This is a genomic window from Mesorhizobium sp. P2_D1, from assembly GCF_056404455.1.
In genome coordinates this window covers 30,219-50,960 of sequence record NZ_JBFUDZ010000035.1, presented here as the reverse complement: position 1 = coordinate 50,960, position 20,742 = coordinate 30,219, and the positions used below count along the sequence as shown (strand labels likewise).

At 64.0% G+C, this 20,742-nt stretch carries 20 protein-coding genes and 1 pseudogene; 12 read left to right on the top strand and 9 right to left on the bottom strand.

Annotated elements, in window-relative coordinates; translation table 11 throughout:
- Positions 1–2 precede the first annotated feature (2 nt).
- The 6 genes from AC1D0I_RS22800 to AC1D0I_RS22775 all read left to right on the top strand — a co-directional run bounded on the left by AC1D0I_RS22800 (position 3) and on the right by AC1D0I_RS22775 (position 4,508).
- A complete protein-coding gene (locus AC1D0I_RS22800; protein WP_095084854.1) occupies positions 3–194 on the top strand; it encodes a twin transmembrane helix small protein in 192 nt (63 codons plus the stop codon).
- Positions 195–212: 18 nt separating this feature from the next.
- Entirely contained in the window at positions 213–794 is a 582-nt protein-coding gene (locus AC1D0I_RS22795; RefSeq protein WP_477228414.1) for a cob(I)yrinic acid a,c-diamide adenosyltransferase, read from the top strand.
- Between the two features lie 34 nt (positions 795–828).
- Positions 829–1,629 carry a rhomboid family intramembrane serine protease gene (locus AC1D0I_RS22790; protein ID WP_477228413.1) on the top strand — a complete coding sequence of 267 codons (801 nt, stop codon included), beginning with the start codon at positions 829–831 and terminating at the stop codon, positions 1,627–1,629.
- Positions 1,630–1,809: 180 nt separating this feature from the next.
- Positions 1,810–2,559, top strand: coding sequence for an electron transfer flavoprotein subunit beta/FixA family protein (locus AC1D0I_RS22785; protein ID WP_095084857.1), 750 nt, complete (start codon positions 1,810–1,812; stop codon positions 2,557–2,559).
- A gap of 23 nt (positions 2,560–2,582) precedes the next feature.
- The gene (locus AC1D0I_RS22780) at positions 2,583–3,512 is read left to right on the top strand and encodes an electron transfer flavoprotein subunit alpha/FixB family protein (RefSeq protein ID WP_184876247.1); all 930 of its coding nucleotides are present in this window, start codon (positions 2,583–2,585) and stop codon (positions 3,510–3,512) included.
- 117 nt (positions 3,513–3,629) lie between these two features.
- Positions 3,630–4,508: a 3-hydroxybutyryl-CoA dehydrogenase gene (locus tag AC1D0I_RS22775; RefSeq protein WP_095084859.1), complete on the top strand. Its 879-nt coding sequence runs from the start codon at positions 3,630–3,632 to the stop codon at positions 4,506–4,508.
- Between the two features lie 27 nt (positions 4,509–4,535).
- Here the strand turns inward: AC1D0I_RS22775 and AC1D0I_RS22770 are convergent, their stop codons facing one another.
- The 3 genes from AC1D0I_RS22770 to AC1D0I_RS22760 all read right to left on the bottom strand — a co-directional run bounded on the left by AC1D0I_RS22770 (position 4,536) and on the right by AC1D0I_RS22760 (position 7,963).
- Positions 4,536–6,515, bottom strand: a complete 1,980-nt coding sequence (locus tag AC1D0I_RS22770; protein ID WP_477397895.1) for a PAS domain S-box protein — start codon at positions 6,513–6,515, stop codon at positions 4,536–4,538.
- Between the two features lie 256 nt (positions 6,516–6,771).
- Positions 6,772–7,410 (bottom strand): NrsF family protein, encoded by a 639-nt coding sequence (locus tag AC1D0I_RS22765; protein ID WP_477397876.1) that lies wholly within the window; start codon positions 7,408–7,410, stop codon positions 6,772–6,774.
- 1 nt (position 7,411) lies between these two features.
- Complete coding sequence (locus AC1D0I_RS22760) at positions 7,412–7,963, bottom strand: sigma-70 family RNA polymerase sigma factor (protein WP_477397874.1); 552 nt, start codon at positions 7,961–7,963, stop codon at positions 7,412–7,414.
- Between the two features lie 205 nt (positions 7,964–8,168).
- On the opposite strand from AC1D0I_RS22760, the gene AC1D0I_RS22755 reads away from it, so the two are divergent.
- The 3 genes from AC1D0I_RS22755 to AC1D0I_RS22745 all read left to right on the top strand — a co-directional run bounded on the left by AC1D0I_RS22755 (position 8,169) and on the right by AC1D0I_RS22745 (position 12,009).
- A complete protein-coding gene (locus tag AC1D0I_RS22755) occupies positions 8,169–9,176 on the top strand; it encodes an iron ABC transporter substrate-binding protein (protein WP_477397872.1) in 1,008 nt (335 codons plus the stop codon).
- A gap of 173 nt (positions 9,177–9,349) precedes the next feature.
- A complete protein-coding gene (locus AC1D0I_RS22750) occupies positions 9,350–10,930 on the top strand; it encodes an ABC transporter permease (protein ID WP_477397893.1) in 1,581 nt (526 codons plus the stop codon).
- Positions 10,927–12,009, top strand: coding sequence for an ABC transporter ATP-binding protein (locus tag AC1D0I_RS22745; RefSeq protein WP_477397870.1), 1,083 nt, complete (start codon positions 10,927–10,929; stop codon positions 12,007–12,009). The genes AC1D0I_RS22750 and AC1D0I_RS22745 overlap by 4 nt, the downstream gene beginning before the upstream one ends.
- 47 nt (positions 12,010–12,056) lie before the next feature.
- Here AC1D0I_RS22745 and AC1D0I_RS22740 read toward each other — a convergent pair whose 3' ends face one another.
- The 5 genes from AC1D0I_RS22740 to AC1D0I_RS22720 all read right to left on the bottom strand — a co-directional run bounded on the left by AC1D0I_RS22740 (position 12,057) and on the right by AC1D0I_RS22720 (position 17,362).
- Complete coding sequence (locus tag AC1D0I_RS22740; protein WP_477397868.1) at positions 12,057–12,866, bottom strand: phosphodiesterase; 810 nt, start codon at positions 12,864–12,866, stop codon at positions 12,057–12,059.
- 63 nt (positions 12,867–12,929) lie between these two features.
- Positions 12,930–14,030 carry a sn-glycerol-3-phosphate import ATP-binding protein UgpC gene (locus AC1D0I_RS22735; RefSeq protein ID WP_477397866.1) on the bottom strand — a complete coding sequence of 367 codons (1,101 nt, stop codon included), beginning with the start codon at positions 14,028–14,030 and terminating at the stop codon, positions 12,930–12,932.
- A gap of 14 nt (positions 14,031–14,044) precedes the next feature.
- On the bottom strand, positions 14,045–14,959 hold the full coding sequence (locus AC1D0I_RS22730; RefSeq protein ID WP_477397864.1) for an ABC transporter permease subunit: 915 nt from the start codon (positions 14,957–14,959) through the stop codon (positions 14,045–14,047).
- A 7-nt stretch (positions 14,960–14,966) separates the two neighbouring features.
- Positions 14,967–15,851 carry a carbohydrate ABC transporter permease gene (locus AC1D0I_RS22725; protein WP_477397862.1) on the bottom strand — a complete coding sequence of 295 codons (885 nt, stop codon included), beginning with the start codon at positions 15,849–15,851 and terminating at the stop codon, positions 14,967–14,969.
- A gap of 158 nt (positions 15,852–16,009) precedes the next feature.
- Positions 16,010–17,362 (bottom strand): extracellular solute-binding protein, encoded by a 1,353-nt coding sequence (locus AC1D0I_RS22720; RefSeq protein WP_477397860.1) that lies wholly within the window; start codon positions 17,360–17,362, stop codon positions 16,010–16,012.
- Positions 17,363–17,606: 244 nt separating this feature from the next.
- Here AC1D0I_RS22720 and AC1D0I_RS22715 point away from each other — a divergent pair, with 244 nt between their 5' ends.
- Together AC1D0I_RS22715 and AC1D0I_RS22710 are read left to right on the top strand one after the other, a co-directional pair.
- Positions 17,607–17,984: a hypothetical protein gene (locus AC1D0I_RS22715; protein ID WP_477397858.1), complete on the top strand. Its 378-nt coding sequence runs from the start codon at positions 17,607–17,609 to the stop codon at positions 17,982–17,984.
- Positions 17,891–18,610: pseudogene (locus tag AC1D0I_RS22710) on the top strand (EAL domain-containing protein); the annotation flags it as partial. The gene AC1D0I_RS22715 and the pseudogene AC1D0I_RS22710, both read left to right, overlap by 94 nt.
- On the opposite strand, the gene tlpA reads toward AC1D0I_RS22710, so the two are convergent.
- Positions 18,607–19,293 (bottom strand): thiol:disulfide interchange protein TlpA, encoded by a 687-nt coding sequence (tlpA, locus tag AC1D0I_RS22705; RefSeq protein ID WP_477397856.1) that lies wholly within the window; start codon positions 19,291–19,293, stop codon positions 18,607–18,609. The pseudogene AC1D0I_RS22710 and the gene tlpA sit on opposite strands and share 4 nt — an antisense overlap.
- 35 nt (positions 19,294–19,328) lie before the next feature.
- On the opposite strand from tlpA, the gene argH reads away from it, so the two are divergent.
- A complete protein-coding gene (gene argH, locus AC1D0I_RS22700; protein ID WP_477397854.1) occupies positions 19,329–20,729 on the top strand; it encodes an argininosuccinate lyase in 1,401 nt (466 codons plus the stop codon).
- The last annotated feature ends 13 nt before the right edge of the window (positions 20,730–20,742 follow it).

The window sequence follows — 20,742 nt, the reverse complement described above, 5'->3', positions numbered from 1 at the left end:
CCATGGCAACCGTCTTCAACATCCTCGCCATTCTGGTCATGGTCGCCGTGGTGATCGTGCTCGTTCGCGGTCTCATCAACATGATGCGTGGCGGGTCCGGCGTCACCTCGAACAAGCTGATGCAGGCGCGTGTTCTGCTGCAGGCGGTGGCGCTGGCGCTGATCCTGCTGGCGGTGTATTTCACCCGCAAGTGAGGCCGTTCGGGAGGCGATGTGGTCAAGCTAAACAAGATCTACACCCGCACCGGCGATGATGGCACCACCGGTCTCGGCACCGGCGAACGGCGGCTGAAATCGGACCTGCGGGTGGACGCCTACGGCACGGTCGACGAAGCCAATGCCTGCATCGGCATCGCCCGGGTTCACACGGCAGTCACCCACCCGGTGATCGACGCCATGCTTTCCCGCATCCAGAACGATCTCTTCGACCTCGGCGCCGATCTCGCCGTGCCCGATGACGGCAAGCCGCTCGGCTATGAGCCGCTGCGCATCATCGCCACGCAGACCGACCGGGTCGAAAAGGATATCGACCTGCTCAACAAGCATCTTCAGCCGCTCAGATCCTTCGTGCTGAACGGCGGCACGCCGGCCGCCGCCGCCCTGCATCTCGCCCGCACCGTGGCGCGGCGGGCCGAACGGCTGATGGTGGCCCTGGCCCAGGACCCCCGCGAGCACGTCAACCCCGACGGGCTGAAATACATCAACCGCGTCTCGGATTTCCTGTTTGTCGCCGCCCGGGCGGTCAATGACAATGGAAATGCCGACGTGCTATGGGTTCCCGGCAAGAACCGCTGAACTGTCCGAAAGCGCGAGGGGGCCAGGGGGACCGATGTTCATCCCGCTTTACGACACCAACAGGCTGCGGCACATCCGCCTGCAATATGTGACGATCGGGTTGATCGTGGTCAACGCCCTGGTCTACTTCGCCACCGCGCTCGGCGGCGAGAATTTCTCCAATGCCGCCGTGCTCGGCCTCGGCTTCATCCCGGCCGTCGTCCATGACACCGCTGAGCTCGATCCTCGCTTTGTGGTCGTCCCCGAAAGCCTGAGCTACCTCACCTATTCCTTCCTGCATGCCGACATCTTCCACCTCGGCGGCAACATGTTGTTCCTGTGGGTGTTCGGCGACAATGTCGAGGACGCCCTCGGCCACGTCCGCTACCTCATCTTCTATCTGTTGTGCGCGATCGCCGGAGCCGCCTTCCAGGGCCTCATCGCCTGGGATTCGCAGGTGCCGCTGATCGGTGCGTCCGGCGCCATCGCCGGCGTGGTTGTCGCCTATCTGATCCTTTATCCGCGCGTGAAGGTGTGGGTGCTGGCCTTTGCCCGCATCCCGCTGCGCATTCCGGCCTTCATCCCGCTGGTCCTGTGGGTGGCGTTCCAGGTGGTGATGTTTGCCGCAGGCGGCGAGGACCGGATTTCATGGGCCTGCCACATCGGCGGCATCATCGCCGGCGCCATTCTGGTGCTAGTATTGCGCAGCCGCGGCGTGCCGCTGTTTGCCGGCCCCGACGAGGATGTCCCTGTCGCTCCCGCCGACCAGCCTGCCGTCGCCGCCGAACCGGTGACCCCCGACCCGCCTGCCGCGACGCCGCGCTGGGGGCGGGGAAACGCTTCCGGCTCGGACTGAACCGATTTGAGCGCCTTGCGACGTATTGACGTGCAGGGTTGCCGCAACTACGGAAACGTCTCCGTCCCAGCCTAAGGCGGTCCAAGACCAGAATTTCCATCCGGAATGTCGGCTTTCGACAACTCAGAAAGGGCGCAGGCTGTTATAGCGCGCCYRAWTATCTTGAAGAGGTGACAGGCAATGAAGATCCTTGTGCCCGTAAAGCGGGTTGTGGATGCGAACGTCAAGGTTCGCGTGAAGGCTGATGGTTCGGCGGTGGAACTCGCCAACGTCAAGATGGCGATGAACCCGTTCGACGAGATCGCGGTTGAAGAGGCGATCCGGCTGAAGGAGGCCGGCAAGGCCGAAGAGATCATCGTYGTYTCGATCGGTCCGCAGCAGGCGCAGGAAACCTTGCGCACCGCGCTTGCCATGGGTGCCGACCGCGCCATCCTGGTCAAGACCGACGAACAGACCGAGCCGCTCGGCGTCGCCAAGGTGCTGAAGGGCGTCGTCGACGCCGAACAGCCYGGCCTCGTCATCCTCGGCAAGCAGGCGATCGACGACGATTCCAACCAGACCGGCCAGATGCTGGCGGCCCTGCTTGGCTGGGCGCAGGGCACCTTCGCCTCCAAGGTGGTGATCGACGGCGACAAGGCCAARGTGACGCGCGAAGTCGACGGCGGCCTGCAGACGGTGGARCTGAAGATGCCGGCGATCGTGACCGCCGACCTTCGCCTCAACCAGCCGCGCTACGCCTCGCTGCCCAACATCATGAAGGCCAAGAAGAAGCAGCTCGACGAGAAGAGCCCGGCCGACTACGGCGCCGACGTCAAGCCGCGGCTGAAGGTCATCAAGACCGAGGAGCCGAGCGGCCGCAAGGCAGGCGTCAAGGTCAAGAGCGTCGCCGAACTGGTCGACAAGCTCAAGAACGAAGCCGGCGTTTTGTAAGCGGTCGGGAAAGGAACACGAAAATGGCTATTCTTCTGATTGCTGAACACGACAACGCCACCCTTTCCGACCAGACCGCCAAGGCGCTCTCCGCGGCCCTGCAGATCGGTTCGGACGTGCATGTGCTGGTTGCCGGCAAGGGCGCCAAGGGTGCGGCCGACGCCGCAGCCAAGCTGAAGGGCGTGAGCAAGGTGCTGCTGGCCGAGGCCGACGAGCTTGCCGAGCGCCTCGCCGAACCGACCGCAGCACTCGTTGTGTCGCTCGCGGGCGGTTACGACACCATCATCGCGCCGGCGACCTCGTCGGGCAAGAATGTCGCGCCGCGCGTGGCGGCCCTGCTCGATGTCGCGCAGGTTTCCGAGATCATCGAAGTCGTCTCGCCCGATACGTTCAAGCGGCCGATCTACGCCGGCAACGCCATCCAGACGGTGCAGTCGACCGACGCCAAGAAGGTTATCACTGTCCGCACCGCCTCCTTCCAGGCAGCCCCCGAGGGCGGATCGGCCGCGGTCGAGACCGTCAAGGCGGCAGCCAATCCCGGCCTCTCCACCTTCGTCGAGAACAAGCTCTCGGAGACCGACCGCCCGGAACTGACTTCGGCCAAGATCATCATCTCGGGTGGTCGCGCGCTGGGCTCCTCGGAGAAGTTCCAGGAAGTCATCCTGCCGGTCGCCGACAAGCTTGGTGCCGCCGTCGGCGCTTCGCGCGCCGCGGTGGATGCCGGCTATGCGCCGAACGACTGGCAGGTCGGCCAGACCGGCAAGGTCGTCGCCCCCGATCTCTACATCGCGGTGGGCATTTCCGGCGCCATCCAGCACCTCGCCGGCATGAAGGATTCGAAGGTCATCGTCGCCATCAACAAGGACGAGGAGGCGCCGATTTTCCAGGTCGCCGACTACGGCCTCGTCGGCGACCTCTTCGTCATCCTGCCAGAACTGCAAAAGGCGCTTTGACGCTCTCTGCCAAAGCGTATTAAATAGTGAAGGGTGGGGTAGACGAAGTCGCCCCGCCCTTTTAGTTTGCACCGCACAAAAAGCAGGCCGCAAAGGCCTTTTGACGGGATCGGTGTAATGAGCAAGATCGAGACGATCGGCATCATCGGCGCGGGCCAGATGGGCGGCGGCATCGCCCATGTCTCCGCGCTTTCGGGCTACAAGGTGCTGATCTACGACATATCGCCCGACCGTATCGAGAAGGGCATCGCCACCATCAGCGGCAACATGGCCCGCCAGGTAGGGTCAGGCAAGCTCGACGAGAAGGTGCGCAACGAGGCGATGGCGCGTATAGCCTCCGCCCCGGCGATGGCCGATCTTGCCGGCGCCGATCTGGTGATCGAGGCAGCGACCGAGGACGAGACGGTCAAGCGCAAGATCTATGCGCAGCTCTGTCCGCAGCTCAATCCCGAAGCCATCCTGGCGACCAACACCTCGTCGATCTCGATCACGCGGCTTGCCGCGCAGACCGACCGGCCGGAGCGATTCATCGGCATCCATTTCATGAACCCGGTGCCGCTGATGAAGCTGGTCGAACTGGTGCGCGGCATCGCCACCGAGGACCAGACCTTCGAGGCGGCGAAGACCTATGTGAAGCAGCTCGACAAGACGATCACGGTCTCGGAGGATTTCCCGGCCTTTATCGTCAACCGCATCCTGCTGCCGATGATCAACGAGGCGATCTACACGCTCTATGAGGGTGTCGGCTCGGTCGACGCCATCGACACCGCCATGCGGCTCGGCGCCAACCACCCAATGGGCCCGCTGCAGCTGGCCGATTTCATCGGGCTGGATACCTGCCTGTCGATCATGCAGGTGCTGCACGACGGCCTGTCGGATTCGAAATACCGCCCCTGCCCGCTGCTGGTCAAATACGTCGAGGCCGGCTGGCTCGGCCGCAAGACCGGACGCGGTTTCTACGACTATCGCGGCGAGCATCCCGTTCCGACGCGCTAATCAGGTCTGGGGGCTGATAGGCCGAGATCAGGAGGCCGCGGCAAGCGGCTCGGGCGGTTCCATCCTGTCGTCCATGACCTCGCCGTCCGGCGCCACGCAAACGCAGCCGCGGCCGGCCGCCTTGGCCGCATAGCAAGCGGCGTCGGCCCTGGCGATGATCTCGTCGACTTCGCCGCAACTGGCGCCGATCGCAGCCAGGCCGATGCTGGCGCCGATCACGTGAGGACGGCCATCCCAGGCGAAGTCCAGTCCGCGTATCGCATCGATGATGGAACGCGCCGCGATCTTGGCGCCGGCAGCCGAACCCGATTTCAGGACGACCGCGAATTCGTCGCCGCCCAGGCGCGCGACCATGTCTTCGGGACCAAGCACACCGCGAACCGCCTCGGCAACCCGCTTGAGCAAGGCATCGCCGGCTGCATGACCGCCGGTGTCGTTGACCAGTTTGAAGTGGTCGAGGTCAATGAACATGAACTGATATCCGCTGCCTGTGCCCGAGATGCCGCCCTTGCGCGCCTGATCGACCAGCTCCTCCATGGCGCGGATGAAGCTCGAGCGATTGGCAAGGCCGGTCAGGGCGTCATGCGCGGCCGCATGGGCAAGCTGGCGCTGCAGCGCGCGSGCGTCGGTGAAGTCCTGGAAGACGATGACCAGTCCGCAGAATTCGTTTCGCTCGTTGATGATCGGCGACACCACCTGGCGGATGCTGCAGCGCGTATCGTCGCGCCGGATCAGGACGGCGCGGCTGTTCTGGTCGGCGGGCGCCTGGCCGCCGATGGTCGGCCGGGTGACGCCGATCCGGTGCCCCGTCTCCTCATCGACCGCCCAGTAGACATGGCCAAGCATCTTGCCGAGGGCCTCGCCACCGGCAACCCCGGTCAGCTTTTCGGCGACCGGGTTCATGAAGGTGACGCGGTTTGCGGCATCGGTGCAGATGACGGCATCGCCGATCGACTGCAGCGTCACCCTCAGCCGCTCCTTCTCATCGGCCAGCATCGCCGCCGATACGGTGAGGCGTGCTTCCGCCTCCTTGCGCTGGGTAATGTCGGTCAGGCTGCCGATGGCCCTGACCAGCCGCCCCTCCTCGTCACGCTCGATGGCCTTGCCGCGGTCGAGTATCCATATCCAGTGGCCATCCCTGTGGCGCATCCTGAATTCGGCTTCGAAGTAGGGTGTCTTGCCGTCGAGATGGGCGCGATCCGCCTCGGCGACGGTCTCGCGATCGTCGGGATGGATCATCGTTAGCCAGCAGTTGGGATCACCGTCTAGCTCGCCTTCGTCAAAGCCCAGCATCTTGCCCCAGGTCTCGGAGTACGTCGTCCCGCCCTTGCGCATGTCGAGATCCCAGACGCCTTGGCCGGCACCGGCAAGCGCGAAATTCCAGCGCGTTTCGGCTTCGGCAATGCGCGCCTCGGCCTGCTTGCGGGCGTCGATGTCCTCGATCTGCGAGACGAGATAGAGCGGACGGCCGCTCCTTTCGTCACGGATGACGGAGCCGGCAAGATGCGCCCAGACGGGTGTGCCATCCTTCCTGAGATAGCGTTTCTCGAAGTGGAAGGAATTGACCGTGCCCGCTTTCAGACCGGCCATCGTGTCCCGGCCGATCTGGATATCGTCGGGATGCGTGATCTGGAAGAAGGTCAGCGCCTCGATCTCCGCGCGGCTGTAGCCAAGCATGGCGGCGAAGGCCGGATTGGTCTGGAGAATGCGCCCGTCGAGGCCGACAACGGCGATACCGATCGCCGAATCCTCCATGGCGCGGCGGAAGCGCTGCTCGCTCTCCGCGATCTGCCGGCGATCCTCGCTGATCCGGCGGATGCACAGGGCGGCAAGGAAAAGCGCACCCGCCGCCACCGCCACCGAAACCTGCATGCAGAGCTTCAGCGCCTCGGTGCCGGGATCCAGTCGCGACAGCAGGATCGAGGCCGCCACGACGCAGAGGCCGGCCACGAGCACCGCCAACCCTGCGTGCCCAAAAGGTCTTCGGCCGGTCAATCCTCGCCCCATCACGATACGTGCCACCCCCGTGCGCAAACGCATGTTGTTGCGCCGACCTTGGCGGATCGATTTTAAGGAATGGTTGCGCCCGGCATGCCGGCGCGTTCGGTACGCGACAAACAATTGCCGGCATGATTAAGGATCGGTGTGCATGGGGCGCGACTGAGCAATTCCAGGAAAAGTGTGAGACGGTTTTCCGTCCGGAATTGCGTCAAACAAAAAGAGGGAGCGGTTCGGCGTTTCCGTGAACTGCTCCGGCGCCGCACTACCAGCGCACGAAAAAACGCCCGCCGAGCGCGCCAAGCAGCGCGAGGAACGCAATCGCTATCGTGTACCAGGTGGCGACGAAAAGCGGCGAATCGTCGAAGCAGTGCGCGGCGTAGAAGGTTGCCGCCAGCCCGCCCGCAAGCAGGCCCGCGACTGCACCGGCAAGCTCCGGCCGTGTCGGCGCGCCGTAGCGCAGCATCCACAGGAAGATGGCAAGCGGGCCAATGCCGATCAGCGGAATGAAGCCCATGCAGATCATCATGTTGGAGCCGACCATCCTTGTGCCCCAGTCGGCCTCGGGCACGGCAAGCAGCTCAAGAACCACGGCCAAGGCTACCAACAGCGGCGCGGCGATCATCCCGGCCATTGCCCTGCTGGTCGGCGCACCGGGTGTCGACAAGGCGCGGATCAGGGCAAAGGCGCTGACGGCAAGCACGATTGTAAAGACGAATTTGGAGAGAAAGCGCATGGTGTGCGCGGCGGCCATGAAGTCGGGGCGCGGGCCGATCGTCAGGAGGAAAACGATAGCCGCGATGACCGCTGCCGCACCGGCGGCCATCCACCAGGCCGATTGCAGCGGCATCGCCTTGCTGCGGGCATCGGCGTCCAGCGCTTTGATGAGATCGTCCGTCCTCATGTCATTCCCGCCCGAATCGCCCCTGCCCGAATCGCTTGGCTATCGCGGCAAGTCCCCGATGCAGCGACACGCGCACCGCCGTCTCGCTGATGCCGAACCTGGCCGCCGTCTCGCCGATTGACCGCCCCTCCACCGACACCGCCGAAACCACGGAGCGCTGTGCCGGCGACAGGCCGTCCAATGCCCGGTTGATATCGCGTTCGCTGACGCTCTCCTGTTCCGGTTCGGCGAAGGTCTCGGCGATATCGTCGACATCGATCTCGATGCGTCGTCCGCGCCGCCGGAACGCGTCGATCAGCTTGAAGCGGGCGATCGCATAGACCCACGGCAACACCGGCGCATCCTGGCGCCAGGTATGTCGTTTCACATGAATGGCCAGCAAGGTTTCCTGCACGACATCCTCGGGATCGACCCCGCCCTGCACGATCTTGCGCCTGACAAAACCGCGAACCAGCGCGGCAATCCGGCGCAGAAAGTCGGCGTAGGCCTTTTCATCTCCCGCGATCGCGGCCCGCATCAGCCGGGAAAGCTCGGCCTCATCCTTGCCGGTCACAAGAGTTACTCCCCGATTTTCGCGTCTCGGCGGTGATTTGTTACGTGGCCGGCGAAATAATGTCCAAGCCAAATTACCGGCAAATCACGAAAGTTTGCGCCTCGGCGCTCGATCAAAATCGGTAAGACAATGTTGACTATCCCTGTCAGGTATTGATAGGTGCAGCCGTGACAGACGCAAGACCCCCGAGATCGAGGACAATGCCATGAAATATGCTCTTTCCACCCTCGTCGGCGCCACCGCGCTGGCAATCAGCCTGATCGCCGGCCCGGCGATGGCGGAAGATGATGGCATCATTGTCTACAACGCCCAGCACGAGAACCTGACCAAGGCGTGGGCCGAAGGCTTCACCAAGGAAACCGGCATCAAGGTCACAGTCCGCAATGGCGGCGACAGCGACTTCTCCAACCAGATCGTCGCCGAAGGCGCGGCCTCGCCGGCCGACGTGTTCCTGACCGAAAACTCGCCGGCCATGGCGCTGGTCGAAAGTGCCGGCCTGTTCGCGCCGGTCGACGCCGACACGCTGGCCCAGGTTCCCAACGACTATCAGGCGGCCAGCGGCAAATGGGTGGGCGTCGCCGCACGCAGCACCGTCTTTGCCTACAACAAGACCAAGCTGACGGCCGACCAGCTGCCCAAGTCGATGCTCGATCTCGCCGATCCGAGCTGGAAGGGCCGCTGGGCCGCCTCGCCGTCGGGCGCCGATTTCCAGGCAATAGTCAGTGCGCTGCTGCAGCTCAAGGGCGARMCCGCCACSGCGGACTGGCTGAAGGCAATGAAGRMGAAYTTCACCGCCTACAAGGGCAAYAGCACGGTGATGAAGGCRGTCAATGCCGGYGAGATCGAAGGCGGMGTGATCTACCACTATTACTATTTCGGCGATCAGGCCAAGACCGGCGAAAACAGCAAGAATGTCGAACTGCATTATTTCAAGAACCAGGATCCGGGCGCTTTCGTCTCGATTTCCGGCGGCGGCGTGCTGGCCTCGAGCAAGCATCCGAAGGACGCCCAGGCATTCCTCAAATGGGTGACAGGTAAGGGCGGCCAGGAGATCTTGAAGACTGGCGATTCCTTCGAATACGCGGTCGGCAAGGGTGCAGAGTCCAACCCGAAGCTGGTGCCGCTGGCCGATCTGCAGGCACCCAAGGTCGATGCCACGACGCTGAACTCCAAGAAGGTCACCGACCTGATGACGGCAGCCGGCTTGCTTTAGTTGCCATTCGTCCTAAAAGGACACCGACCACGCTCCCGCGGGAATTCACTTTCCGCGGGAGTGATTTTGTTTTTCGAGATGGCATTCGTCGATGACGACACGCTGTGTTCCCGACCGCAATTGCGGTCCTTCAACTGCTGCCGCTGGACGGCACCGGCACGGCGTCTGACCTGATGCAGTCTGCGGTCGATCTCGCGCGCTCGGGCCTGCCTGTGGGCACAGGCCGAAGGGCTCGGCGACGCGCGGCACCCTGGCTGGTCATCGCCGCCATCTTCGTTTCGCTGCTGGCGCTGCTGCCGCTTGCCTTCATCATCTGGACCGCGGTGCAGACCGGCTGGGAAACCGTCTCGGCACTGGTCTTCCGGCCGCGTGTCGGCGAGCTTCTGGTCAACACGGTCCTGTTGGTCTTGCTGGCCGTGCCGATCGCCGTCGTGTTGTCGGTGGCGCTGGCCTGGCTGACCGAGCGCACCGACCTGCCTGGCGCCCGGCTCTGGGCCTGGCTGTGCGTGGCGCCGCTCGCCATCCCGGCTTTCGTGCACAGCTACGCCTGGATCACCATGGTGCCCAGGCTGCACGGCCTTGGGGCCGGCGTGCTGGTTTCCGTCATCGCCTATTTCCCGTTCCTCTATCTGCCGGTGTCGGCGGCATTGCGCCGTCTCGATCCCGCCCTCGAGGACGCCGCGGCAGCACTCGGCCTTGGGCCATGGCGCGTATTCTGGCGCGTCGTGCTGCCGCAACTCAGGCTTGCCATCTGCGGCGGCTCGCTGCTGGTCGGGCTGCATCTGCTGGCCGAGTACGGCCTCTATGTCTTCATCCGCTTCGACACCTTCACCACCGCGATCGTCGACCAGTTCCAGTCGACCTTCAACGGACCGGCCGCCAACATGCTGGCCGGCGTGCTGGTGAGTTGCTGTTTCGTGCTTCTGGGCCTCGAAGTGCTGGTGCGCGGCGAGGAGCGCTATGCGCGCGTCGGCTCCGGCGCCGCACGACACCAGCAGCGCGCGCCCCTCGGCCGCGCCACCATCCCGTGCCTGGCCTTGCTTGGCGCCACCACGCTGCTGGCGCTTGGCGTGCCATTCATCACCATCGGCGGCTGGCTTGCCGCCGGTGGCACCGCCGTCTGGCGCTTCGACGAGATCGGCCTTGCGCTCGGCCAGACGCTGTTCCTGGCGCTCGCCGGCGCGCTGCTCGCCACTGTCGCCGCCATGCCTATGGCCTGGATCTCGATCCGCGCGCCCGGGCCATTGCAGCGCCTGCTGGAGGGCTGCAACTACATCGTCGGCTCGTTGCCGGGGGTCGTCATCGCGCTGGCGCTGGTCACCATTACGGTGCGCATCGCCCTGCCCCTCTACCAGACCCTGTTCACCATCCTGGTGGCCTATGCGCTGATGTTCCTGCCGCGCGCGCTGGTCAGCCTGCGCGCATCGATCGCGCAGGCGCCGGTCGAACTCGAACGCGCTGCTTCCAGTCTCGGCCGGCCGCCGCTGCAGGCGCTGTGGTCGACGACGATCCGCCTGTCGGCGCCAGGTGCCGCGGCCGGCATGGCGCTGGTGGCGCTCGGCATCATGAACGAACTGACCGCCACCCAGATGCTGGCGCCGAACGGCACCCGCACGCTGGCGATGGCGTTCTGGTCCTACAGCGGCGAGATTGATTATGCCTCGGCCGCCCCTTACGCCTTCATCATGGTGGCGATGTCGCTCCCCTTGACCTGGCTGCTCTATGTCCAGTCGAAACGGATGGCCGGACGATGAGCTTTCTCGAAATCAGCGGCCTGCACAAGCATTACGGCCCGGTGGCGGCACTTGCCGGCGTCGACCTGAGCGTCGTCAGCGGCAGCCGCACGGCGATCGTCGGCCCGTCCGGTTGCGGCAAGACGACCCTGCTGCGGCTGATCGCCGGTTTCGAGGCGCCGGACCAGGGTCGCATCACGCTCAACGGCGAGGTTCTGGCCAAGGACGGCAGCGCGGTGCCGGCGCATCGTCGAGGCATCGGCGTGGTGGCGCAGGACGGCGCGCTGTTCCCGCATCTGACCATTGGCGACAATATTGGTTTCGGTATGGGTCGCGGCGAGGACAAGCGCGCCGAGCGAATCGCCGAACTCGCCTACATTGTCGGGCTCGACAAGGCGATCCTCAAACGCCGCCCCCATCAACTCTCCGGCGGCCAGCAGCAGCGCGTGGCGCTGGCCCGCGCAATGGCGATGAAGCCGCGGCTGATGCTTCTCGACGAGCCGTTCTCGGCCCTGGATACCGGCCTGCGCGCCTCAATGCGCAAGGCCGTCGCCGAACTCCTGGAGGCAGCCGGCATCACCACCATCCTGGTGACGCACGACCAGGCCGAGGCGCTGTCCTTCGCCAGCCAGGTGGCGGTGATGCGCGACGGCAAGTTCTCGCAGGTCGGTACGCCGCGCGAGCTCTACCTCAAGCCGAAGGACAGGATGATCGCCGAGTTCCTCGGCGACGCCATCATCCTGCCGGCCAAGATATCGGGCGGCTTCGCCAATTCTCCGCTCGGGCGCATCGCCGTCGATACGTCGGACAGCCGCGATGTTGTCCGCATCATGCTGCGGCCGGAGCAGATTGCCTTGAAGAGGACATCGCGCGAAGGCATGTCGGGCACCCCTGACATGCTGTTCGGCGAAGTGACGGAGTCCGAATTCGCCGGCTCGATGTGCACGGTCGCGGTGCGGCTTCTGAACAGCGCCGATCCCCCCGACGCCGCCGCGATCGGCAACACGCCGCTGATCCTGCGCAAATCCGGCATGGACGCGCCGGCGGTCGGCGAGATCGTCCGGCTGACCGTATCGGGAACGGCGCACGTGTTCGCCTGAACGGTCGAAGGCTTGGCGACGCTGCGCCTCAACGCGGCGCAGCCGGTTCACGCCGTGAGGCGTTCGCCGGTTTCGCCGGAATAGATCGGCCATTGTTCGAGAAAATCGCAGCCATGCACGACCACGCGCCCATTGGCGCTGTCGACGAGGATGACCGCGTAGGAGGGTGGCGCCTGCTCGACGATCTCGCTCGATCTGTCGAGGGCGAGCGCGAACCTTGCATGCAGGCCGCGCTGCGCCGAGAACGGAATGCCGGCGACCGTGCCGGCAATGTCGCGATGGACGTGACCGAAGAAGATGTGGCGGACATTGCCATGGCGCCGCAGCAGGCCGAGGAACCGTTCGGGCTGCTCGAGCGCCAGCGGGTCGAGCTGCGGCAGGCCTAGCGCGACCGGCGGATGGTGCATGAAGACATAGGCGGGCCTGCCGGCTGTCTCCTCGAGCCGGGCGTCGAGCCAGGCAAGCCGCCACTCGCACAATTCGCCTTCGATGCGTCCTTCCGCCAGGCAGTCGAGGAACAGCAGCACCTCGTCGGCCATTTGATGAGCCGACTGCACAAAGCCGTTCTCATCGACCGGAACTTCAGGAAACGCCGCGGCAAGATTGGCTCGCCGGTCGTGATTCCCCGGCAGCAGCCGCCAGGGCACCGACAGCGCATTCAGGGCTGTCCTGAGATCGGCATAGCTCTGGGGCGCACCGGTCTCGGTCAGGTCGCCAGTGAAGACGCAAAGCGCCGCGTCGGCGTGATGCGCATTGATGTGCGCGATGCATGAAGCCAATCGCTGATGCAGGTCCACGCCATAGCGGCGCTCGCCCTGCCGGCCAAGATGGACATCGGTGACCTGGATTATTTTCATCGCACGACCGTTTTTGCCAGCACCGCCTGCCCCGTCATCGGCGACAGTGACTGCCTTCAGAAATCAGAGTGCTGGCTCCGGCACCGAGGCCTTGAAGACCTCGAGACGGGTTCCCGTGTCCGACGAGAAGAAATGCAAGTCATCCGGCGAAAACCGCAGACCGACAGTGCTGCCCGGCTCGGGGTGGACGGCCTCCGATGTCATGACGGAGAACGACGCGCCATCGAGATCGACATAGATGACCCGTCCCGCGCCCAGTTCCTCGACGAGGTCGACGGTCGCATCGAGCGCGCCTGCCGTGCCCGGCGCCACCAGACGGACGGCTTCCGGCCGGATGCCGACGGCCACCTGCGTGCCGACAGCCAGACCGGCGCGTTGAACGGCAAGGCGCCGGCTGCCGCCCAGCAGCGAAAGCCCGTCTAGCTCGACCGTGCCTTCGAGCATGTTCATCGCCGGCGCACCGACGAAGGTGGCGACGAAACGGCTGGCCGGACGGCTGTAGACCTCACCGGGCGTGCCGACTTGTTCGACACGTCCGCCATTCATCACCACCAGCCGGTCGGCCAGTGTCATCGCCTCGACCTGGTCATGCGTGACGAACACGGAGGTGGCGTTCAAGCGGCGATGCAATTTGCGGATCTCCGAGCGCATCTGGACCCGCAGTTTGGCGTCGAGGTTGGACAGCGGCTCGTCGAACAGGAACACCTTGGGTTCGCGGATCATCGCGCGGCCCATGGCAACGCGCTGCCTCTGGCCTCCGGAAAGCGCCATCGGCTTGCGGTCGAGCAGATGTTCGAGCTCCAGCGTACGGGCAACCGCCTGGATGCGCTGCGTACGCTCGGCGGCCGGAACACCCGCGACCTTGAGCGAATAGCCGATGTTCTGCGCCACGCTCATATGCGGATAGAGCGCATAATTCTGGAACACCATGGCGCAGCCGCGCTCGCGCGGTTCCAGCTTGTTGACGACGGTGCCGTCGATCGCGATCGTGCCGCCGGAGATATCCTCCAGCCCGGCGATCATGCGAAGCAAAGTGGACTTGCCGCAGCCGGATGGCCCGAGGATGACGACGAACTCGCCCGACGCGATATCAAGGTCGACGCCGTGCACGACCTGCGACTTGGCGTAGCTCTTCTTGACGTCGCGAATGGTGATGGAGGCCATTGGCCGTCTCCTTGTTACTTTTCGGTGGCGATCAGGCCGCGCACGAACCAGCGCTGCATGGCGACCACGACAATCAGCGGCGGCAGCATGACGATAAGCGTTCCGGCCATGGCGATGTTCCATTCCGGGATGCCGCCGACATTGGGGATAAGCTGCTTCAACTCGGTGACCGCTGTCGCATGCGACTGGTCGGTGGTGATGAGCAGCGGCCACAGATACTGGTTCCATGCCCACAGGAACATGATGGTTCCAAGCGCGGCCATGTTGTTGCGCGACAGCGGCAGCAGGATGTCGATGAAAAAGCGGAGCGCACCGGCGCCGTCCATGCGCGCGGCCTCGGTCAGCTCATCGGGAACCGTCAGGAAGAACTGCCGGTAGAGGAAGGTGCCGGTTGCCGTCGCGATCAGCGGCAGGATAAGTCCGGAATAGGAGTTGAGCAGCCCAAGGCTGAGCGAGACCTGCACGCCCGAGACTTTCTCGATGAGCCAGCTCAGACCAGTCAAATCCAGGATGGTCTGATAGGGCGACAGAACGTTGGCGACCACCGCATAGGTCGGCACGATGCGCACTTCCAGCGGCAGCATCAGCGTGACGAAGATCAGCCAGAAGATGAAGATGCGGCCGGGGTAGCGGAAATAGACGATCGAAAAGGCGGTGAGCGCCGAGATCAGCACTTTGCCCGCCGCGACGCCGGCGGCCATGATGAAACTGTTCAGAAGCTTGGGGCCAAGGTCGGCGGTCGTCCAGGCCGTCTTGATGTTGAGCCAGAAGTCGCTGCCCGGCAGCAGCGACATCGGCACGTCGTTGACATCCTTGAGATTATGCGACGCGGCAATGGTGACGACCACGAACGGGGCGATGCAAAGCACGAAGCCGACGAACAAGATCACATGCGTGAAGAAATTGAGGAAAGGGGTGCGCTCTACCATATCGGCCTCACCTGTAGTGCACGCGCCGCTCGATGAAGCGGAACTGGAAAATGGTCAGCACGATGATGAGCAGCATCAGGATGATGCTCTGCGCGGCGGCACCCGAGTAATCGAGCCCTTTGAAGCCGTCGGAATAGATCTTGTAGACCATCAGGTTGGTGGCGTTGGCCGGCCCGCCCGAGGTCATGATGTCGACGATGCCGAAGGAATCCTGGAAGCTTTCGGTGATGTTGATGACCAGCAGGAAGAAGATCGTCGGCGTGATCAACGGGAACTGGATGTCCCGGAAACGCCTCATGACGCCCGAGCCGTCCATCGCCGCCGCCTCGATCAGCGAACGCGGAATGGCTTGAAACGCGGCGAGGAAGAAGATGAAATTATAGCCGACATATTTCCAGGAGAAGGCGATGATGATCGAGGCCATGGCGTCGGCGCCATCAAGGCCAGGGTCCCAGAAGCCGGGCCAGACCTGGTTGACGACGGCCATGAAGCCCGCTTCCGGCGCCAGGATGAATCGGAACGCCATTGCCAGCGCCGGAGCTGCGATGCCGTAGGGCGAGATCAGCACCACGCGATAGAAGCGCGAGCCAGCAAGCTGCCGGTCGGTCAGCGCCGCGAGCACGAGCGCGATGAACATCGCAAGCCCGGTGCTGATCCCGGCAAAGACCAGGCTGGCGGTGATCGAGTTCCAGTAATCGGCGTTGGACAGGATCGAGCGGAAATTGTCGAGCCCGACCCAGATGTTGCCGCCGCCCCAGGGCTGTTGCAGCGTCAGCGACCAGTAGACCGCCTGACCGGCCGGCCAGTAGAAGAAGGTGAAGATCAAGAGGAGCTGCGGCACCGCGAAAAGGATGCCGATCGTCCAACTGCTGAAGGTAACGCGTTTTTCCATCGGTCCGCCGACGCCGCTTAACAGCTGGCTTAGAGCAAAGGGAGACTAGTCTACGAAACGGCCGCCCGTCGACCCAAGCATGATCCCGAAAGTGGAAAGCGGTTTTCGGAAGAGATCATGCCTGGACAAGAGCGGCGGGCGGCCGCGTCGATCCGAGATCAGGGCAGGGTCTTGCCCGGATAGGTCTGCTGGAAGCGGTCGAGAATGGCATCGCCATTCTTGACCAGCGTGTCGAGGCCTTCCTGGACGCTGACCTTGTTGGCGAAGATCGCCTGCATCTGTGTGCCGAACTCGGCGCGGATCTGGGTGAAATTGCCCAACCGGATACCGCGGGTGATTTCGGTCGGCTCGGACGCGGTCAGGCTGGCGATCGCGGTTTCACGGCCCTTGAAGGGCGCCTTGTCGTAGAAGCCAGTCGACTTCATGTAGTCGAAGCCCGACTTGGTCACCGGGATGTAGCCGGTGTTGGTCGACCAGAACAGTGCGGTCTTGGGATCGTGTATGAAATTGAGGAACGCGGCCGCGCCCTTGTATTCCGCGTCCGACTTGCCCGAGAGCACCCACAGCGAGGCGCCGCCGACCAGCGAATTCTTGCGCTCGGTACCGGCGTAGGCCGGCAGTTCGGCGACATCCCAGTTCATGCCTTCCTTCTGGGTCTTGCCGACGGTGCCGTGGTCGCCGACCGAGGTCATGATGACCTGACAGGTGCCCGAAGCGAAAGCCTGGACCATGTCCTGGCCGAGGTCCTTCGACTTGATCTTGATCAGGCCGGCGTCATACCACTTCTTGAGGTCGGTGACGTACTGGACGAACTTGGTCTTGTTGACTTCCAGGCGGGCGTCGAGGCCGTCATAGCCGTTGTTCTTGGTGGCGATCGGCTGGTTGTGGATGGCCGAGAACTGCTCCATCAGCTGCCAGCTTTCATTGGCCGAGATGTTGATCGCCATCGGGCATTCGTAGCCGGCGTCCTTCATGGCCTGCAGGTCGGCGCCGACATCTTCCCAGGTCTTCGGCGCTTCGGTCTTGCCGATCTTGGCGAAGGCGTCCTTGTTCCAGTACAGCAGCGCCGTCGAGGAATTGAACGGGAACGACAGCATCTCGCCCTTCGACGTCGCGTAGTAACGCGCGATACCGGGGAAATAGTCGGCGTAGTCGATCTTGTAGCCGTTTTCTTCCATCAGCTTGTCGGCCGGCTTGTAGGCGCCCGACAACATCATCGTGGCGGTACCGACATCATAGACCTGGACGATGGCGGGCTGTTTGCCGGCGCGGAAGGCGGCAATGGTGTTCTGCAGCGTGGCGTCGTAGTTGCCCTGGCTGGTGCAAACGACTTCATAGTCGGACTGCGAGGCGTTGAAGTTCTTGCACATCGTGTCGACGACACGTGCGAGGTCGCCTGAAAGGCCAAACCAGAAATCGAACTTGGTGGGCGCGGCGGCCGCTGGCAGCGCCATGGAAACGCTGATTGCGCCGGCGGCAAGAGCCGCCAGGCCATTTTTGATCATCGACATGAATCTCATTCCCTGTTGAGTGGCTCGTTTCAAGGATCGTTGCGCAGGTCCCGGGCCGTCTCATAGAGAAAGTATGTGACAGTTCTGCTGTGCCTTTTCAGGCCTGTGGACAGCCAATCTCTCCTCCCTCGACGGCTTGCACCGGCATGAGATGAAACCGTCATATCGGCGCCCTAGGTACCTAGGGCGTCGAAAACTGGCGTAAAGGCCCAGGTCGTTAACCGGCTAAAAATGGATAGACGAAATGCTTGTCTCGCAGCTGACACATGTGCCGATCGCCGACCGCGAGGCCATGCGCGACGGGCCGCGTGATAGCGCCACCCATCTGCGCCTCGCTGCCGCCATTCCCGCACTGGGTCAGATCGAGATCGGCGGCAGGGCCTCGCGCGAAAGCCCCGGCGACACGCTCACCGTCGTGGCCTGGAACGTCGAGCGGCTCCGCCACGGCGAGGCCGTCGCGGCCACGCTTGCCGGCCAGTCTCCCGACGTCGTGCTGCTGTCCGAAGTCGACGAGGGCATGGCGCGCTCCGGCATCCGACGCGCGGCGACGTGCCTCCGACCATATTCATCCCGGTGGCCGAAGACGGCGGAGCTATTGGCCAGATTGGCGAATGGGTGCTGACGGCGGCCTGCGAGGAAGCCGCCCGTTGGGAAAATCCGCTGACGGTGGCCGTAAACGTTTCGGCGGTGCAGCTTCACAATCCGAATTTCAGCCGCAAGGTCCACGAAACACTGCTGAATTCCGGTCTTGCGCCCGGCAGGCTGGAACTTGAGATCACTGAGACGGCGCTTGTGAAGGACATGCCGCGCGCGCTGGCGACCTTGCGGCAGGTCAAGGCGCTGGGCGTGCGGGTGGCCATGGACGACTTCAGAACCGGCTATTCCTCGCTCTCCAACCTTCGCGCCTTTCCCTTCGACAAGATCAAGATCGATGGCTCCTTCATCAAATCCGTCGACAAGAACGGCCAGGTCGCGGCAATCGTGCGCGCCGTACTGGGGCTCGGGCGCGGCCTCGGCCTGTCGGTCCTGGCGGAGGGTGTCGAGACGCTCGGCGAGCTGAAATTCCTGGATGCCGAAGCCTGCGAAATCGGCCAGGGTTACTATATCGGCAGGCCTGGCCTCATCGAGGAGTTCGGCGAGCTAATCGGTGTCGACGCACCCCGCGTCAGCAACGACACGGCCGGCCAGCGCAACAGAAGCGTCCTGGCCTTCGCACCCGCGCCGGCACTGAGTGTGGACAGAGCCTAGCTTTCGGGCTGGAGCGCGGCCTCGACCAGCCGCTTTGCGTCCGGGCCCGACCATTCGGCAGGGCCGTTCATGTGGGCGATCAGGCAGCCTTCACCGTCGATCAGCATGGTGGCGGGAAGGCCGAGCGCCAGGCCGCGCGTCTTGAGGTCGTTGAACACGGCCATCGTCGAATCCCGGTAGTAGCCGAGCGTCTTGACGCCTGTCTCGCTGAGGAACTTCTTCGGCTTCACATCGTCGCCGGCATCGACATTGATGGCGACCACCTGAAAGGCGTCGCTGCCCTTTTCCTTCTGCAGCGCATCGAGAGCCGGCATTTCGGCACGGCACGGCGCGCACCATGTCGCCCACAGATTGAGCAGTACCGTCTTGCCGGCATGGTCGGCGAGCGTCATCGGCTTACCGTCCGGTCCATTGAAGGCAAGGCTCTTCAACGATTGCGGCGGATCGGCCGGCAACAGTGCCGCGACCTCGCCGGTGGCCGCTGCCGCCACCTTCTTGGCGCGCTCGCCCTTGGCGGCGCAGGCGACATCGTCCTTGCTGTCGCCGACAGCCACTTGGTGCTCGGCGTTGTTGCCAGACCGGCTCTCGCTGACATATACCGCGACCGCGCCGGCCAGCGCGCCCGCCACCAAAGCGGCAAGGATCAGGCGCGGGGCCGGGAAGAATCTATTACCGTCTGCCATTTTCTCAAAACTGCTCCGAAGCACGGGTTATAGCCATGAGCGACAAGAAGACCAGCAACCAGATGTGGGGCGGACGTTTTGCCTCGGGTCCGGCCGCGATCATGGAAGCGATCAACGCGTCGATCTCGTTCGACCGCAAGCTCTATGCGCAAGACATCCGAGGTTCGATCGCGCATAGCGAGATGCTGGCGCAAACGGGCATTATTTCGGCGGCCGATCAAGAAAAAATCGCTCACGGGCTGAACACGATTCAGAAAGAGATCGAGGCCGGCACATTCGAGTTCTCGACCCGTCTGGAAGACATTCACATGAATGTCGAGGCTCGCCTCGCCGACCTGATCGGACCGGCGGCCGGCCGCCTGCACACCGCCCGCTCGCGCAATGACCAGGTCGCGGTCGACCTGAGGCTGTGGGTCAAGGACGAGTGCCTCCGCGTCGCCGGGGCGTTGAAAGGGCTGATCGAGGCGCTTCTGGCACGCGCCGAGGAGCATGCGGCGACGGTGATGCCGGGCTTCACCCATATGCAGGCGGCGCAGCCGGTGACCTTCGGCCATCACTGCATGGCCTACGTCGAGATGTTTGCGCGTGACCTTTCGCGAGTTCGCGACGCGATCGAACGGATGGACGAGAGCCCGCTCGGTGCCGCGGCCCTTGCCGGCACCAGCTTCCCGATCGACCGCCACAAAACCGCCAAGGCACTCGGCTTCCGCGAGCCGATGCGCAATTCGCTGGACAGCGTTTCGGATCGCGATTTCGCGCTGGAGTTCCTCGCCCTGGCGGCGATCTGCGCCACACATTTGTCGCGGCTCGCCGAGGAGATCATCATCTGGTCGACGCCGCAATTCGGCTTCGTCAGGCTGTCGGACAGCTTTTCCACCGGCTCGTCGATCATGCCGCAGAAGAAGAACCCCGACGCCGCCGAACTGGTTCGCGGCAAGACCGGCCGCGTCACCGGCCATCTGGTCGGCCTGCTGACGGTGATGAAGGGCATGCCGCTGACCTATGGCAAGGACATGCAGGAAGACAAGGAATCGGTGTTCGATGCCGCCGAGACCCTCGACCTGATGCTGGCGGCGATGACCGGCATGGTCTCGGACATGACAGTCAACGCAGCGGCGATGAAAAAGGCGGCCGGCTCGGGCCACGCGACCGCCACCGATCTTGCCGACTGGCTGGTGCGCACGCTCGGCTTGCCGTTCCGCGAGGCGCATCATGTCACCGGCCGGGCGGTGGCGCTGGCCGAAGACAAGAAAGTGGGGCTGGAGAAGCTTTCGCTGGAAGACCTGCAGTCGATCAATCCAGGTATCACGGCGGATATTTTTTCGGTGCTGGCGGTGCAGAACTCGGTGAAGAGCCGCACCAGTTTCGGCGGCACCGCGCCGTCGGAAGTCAGAAGGCAGATCCGCGGCTGGAAAAAGCGCATCGCCAAGGCGTGATCCCAGCTATTGC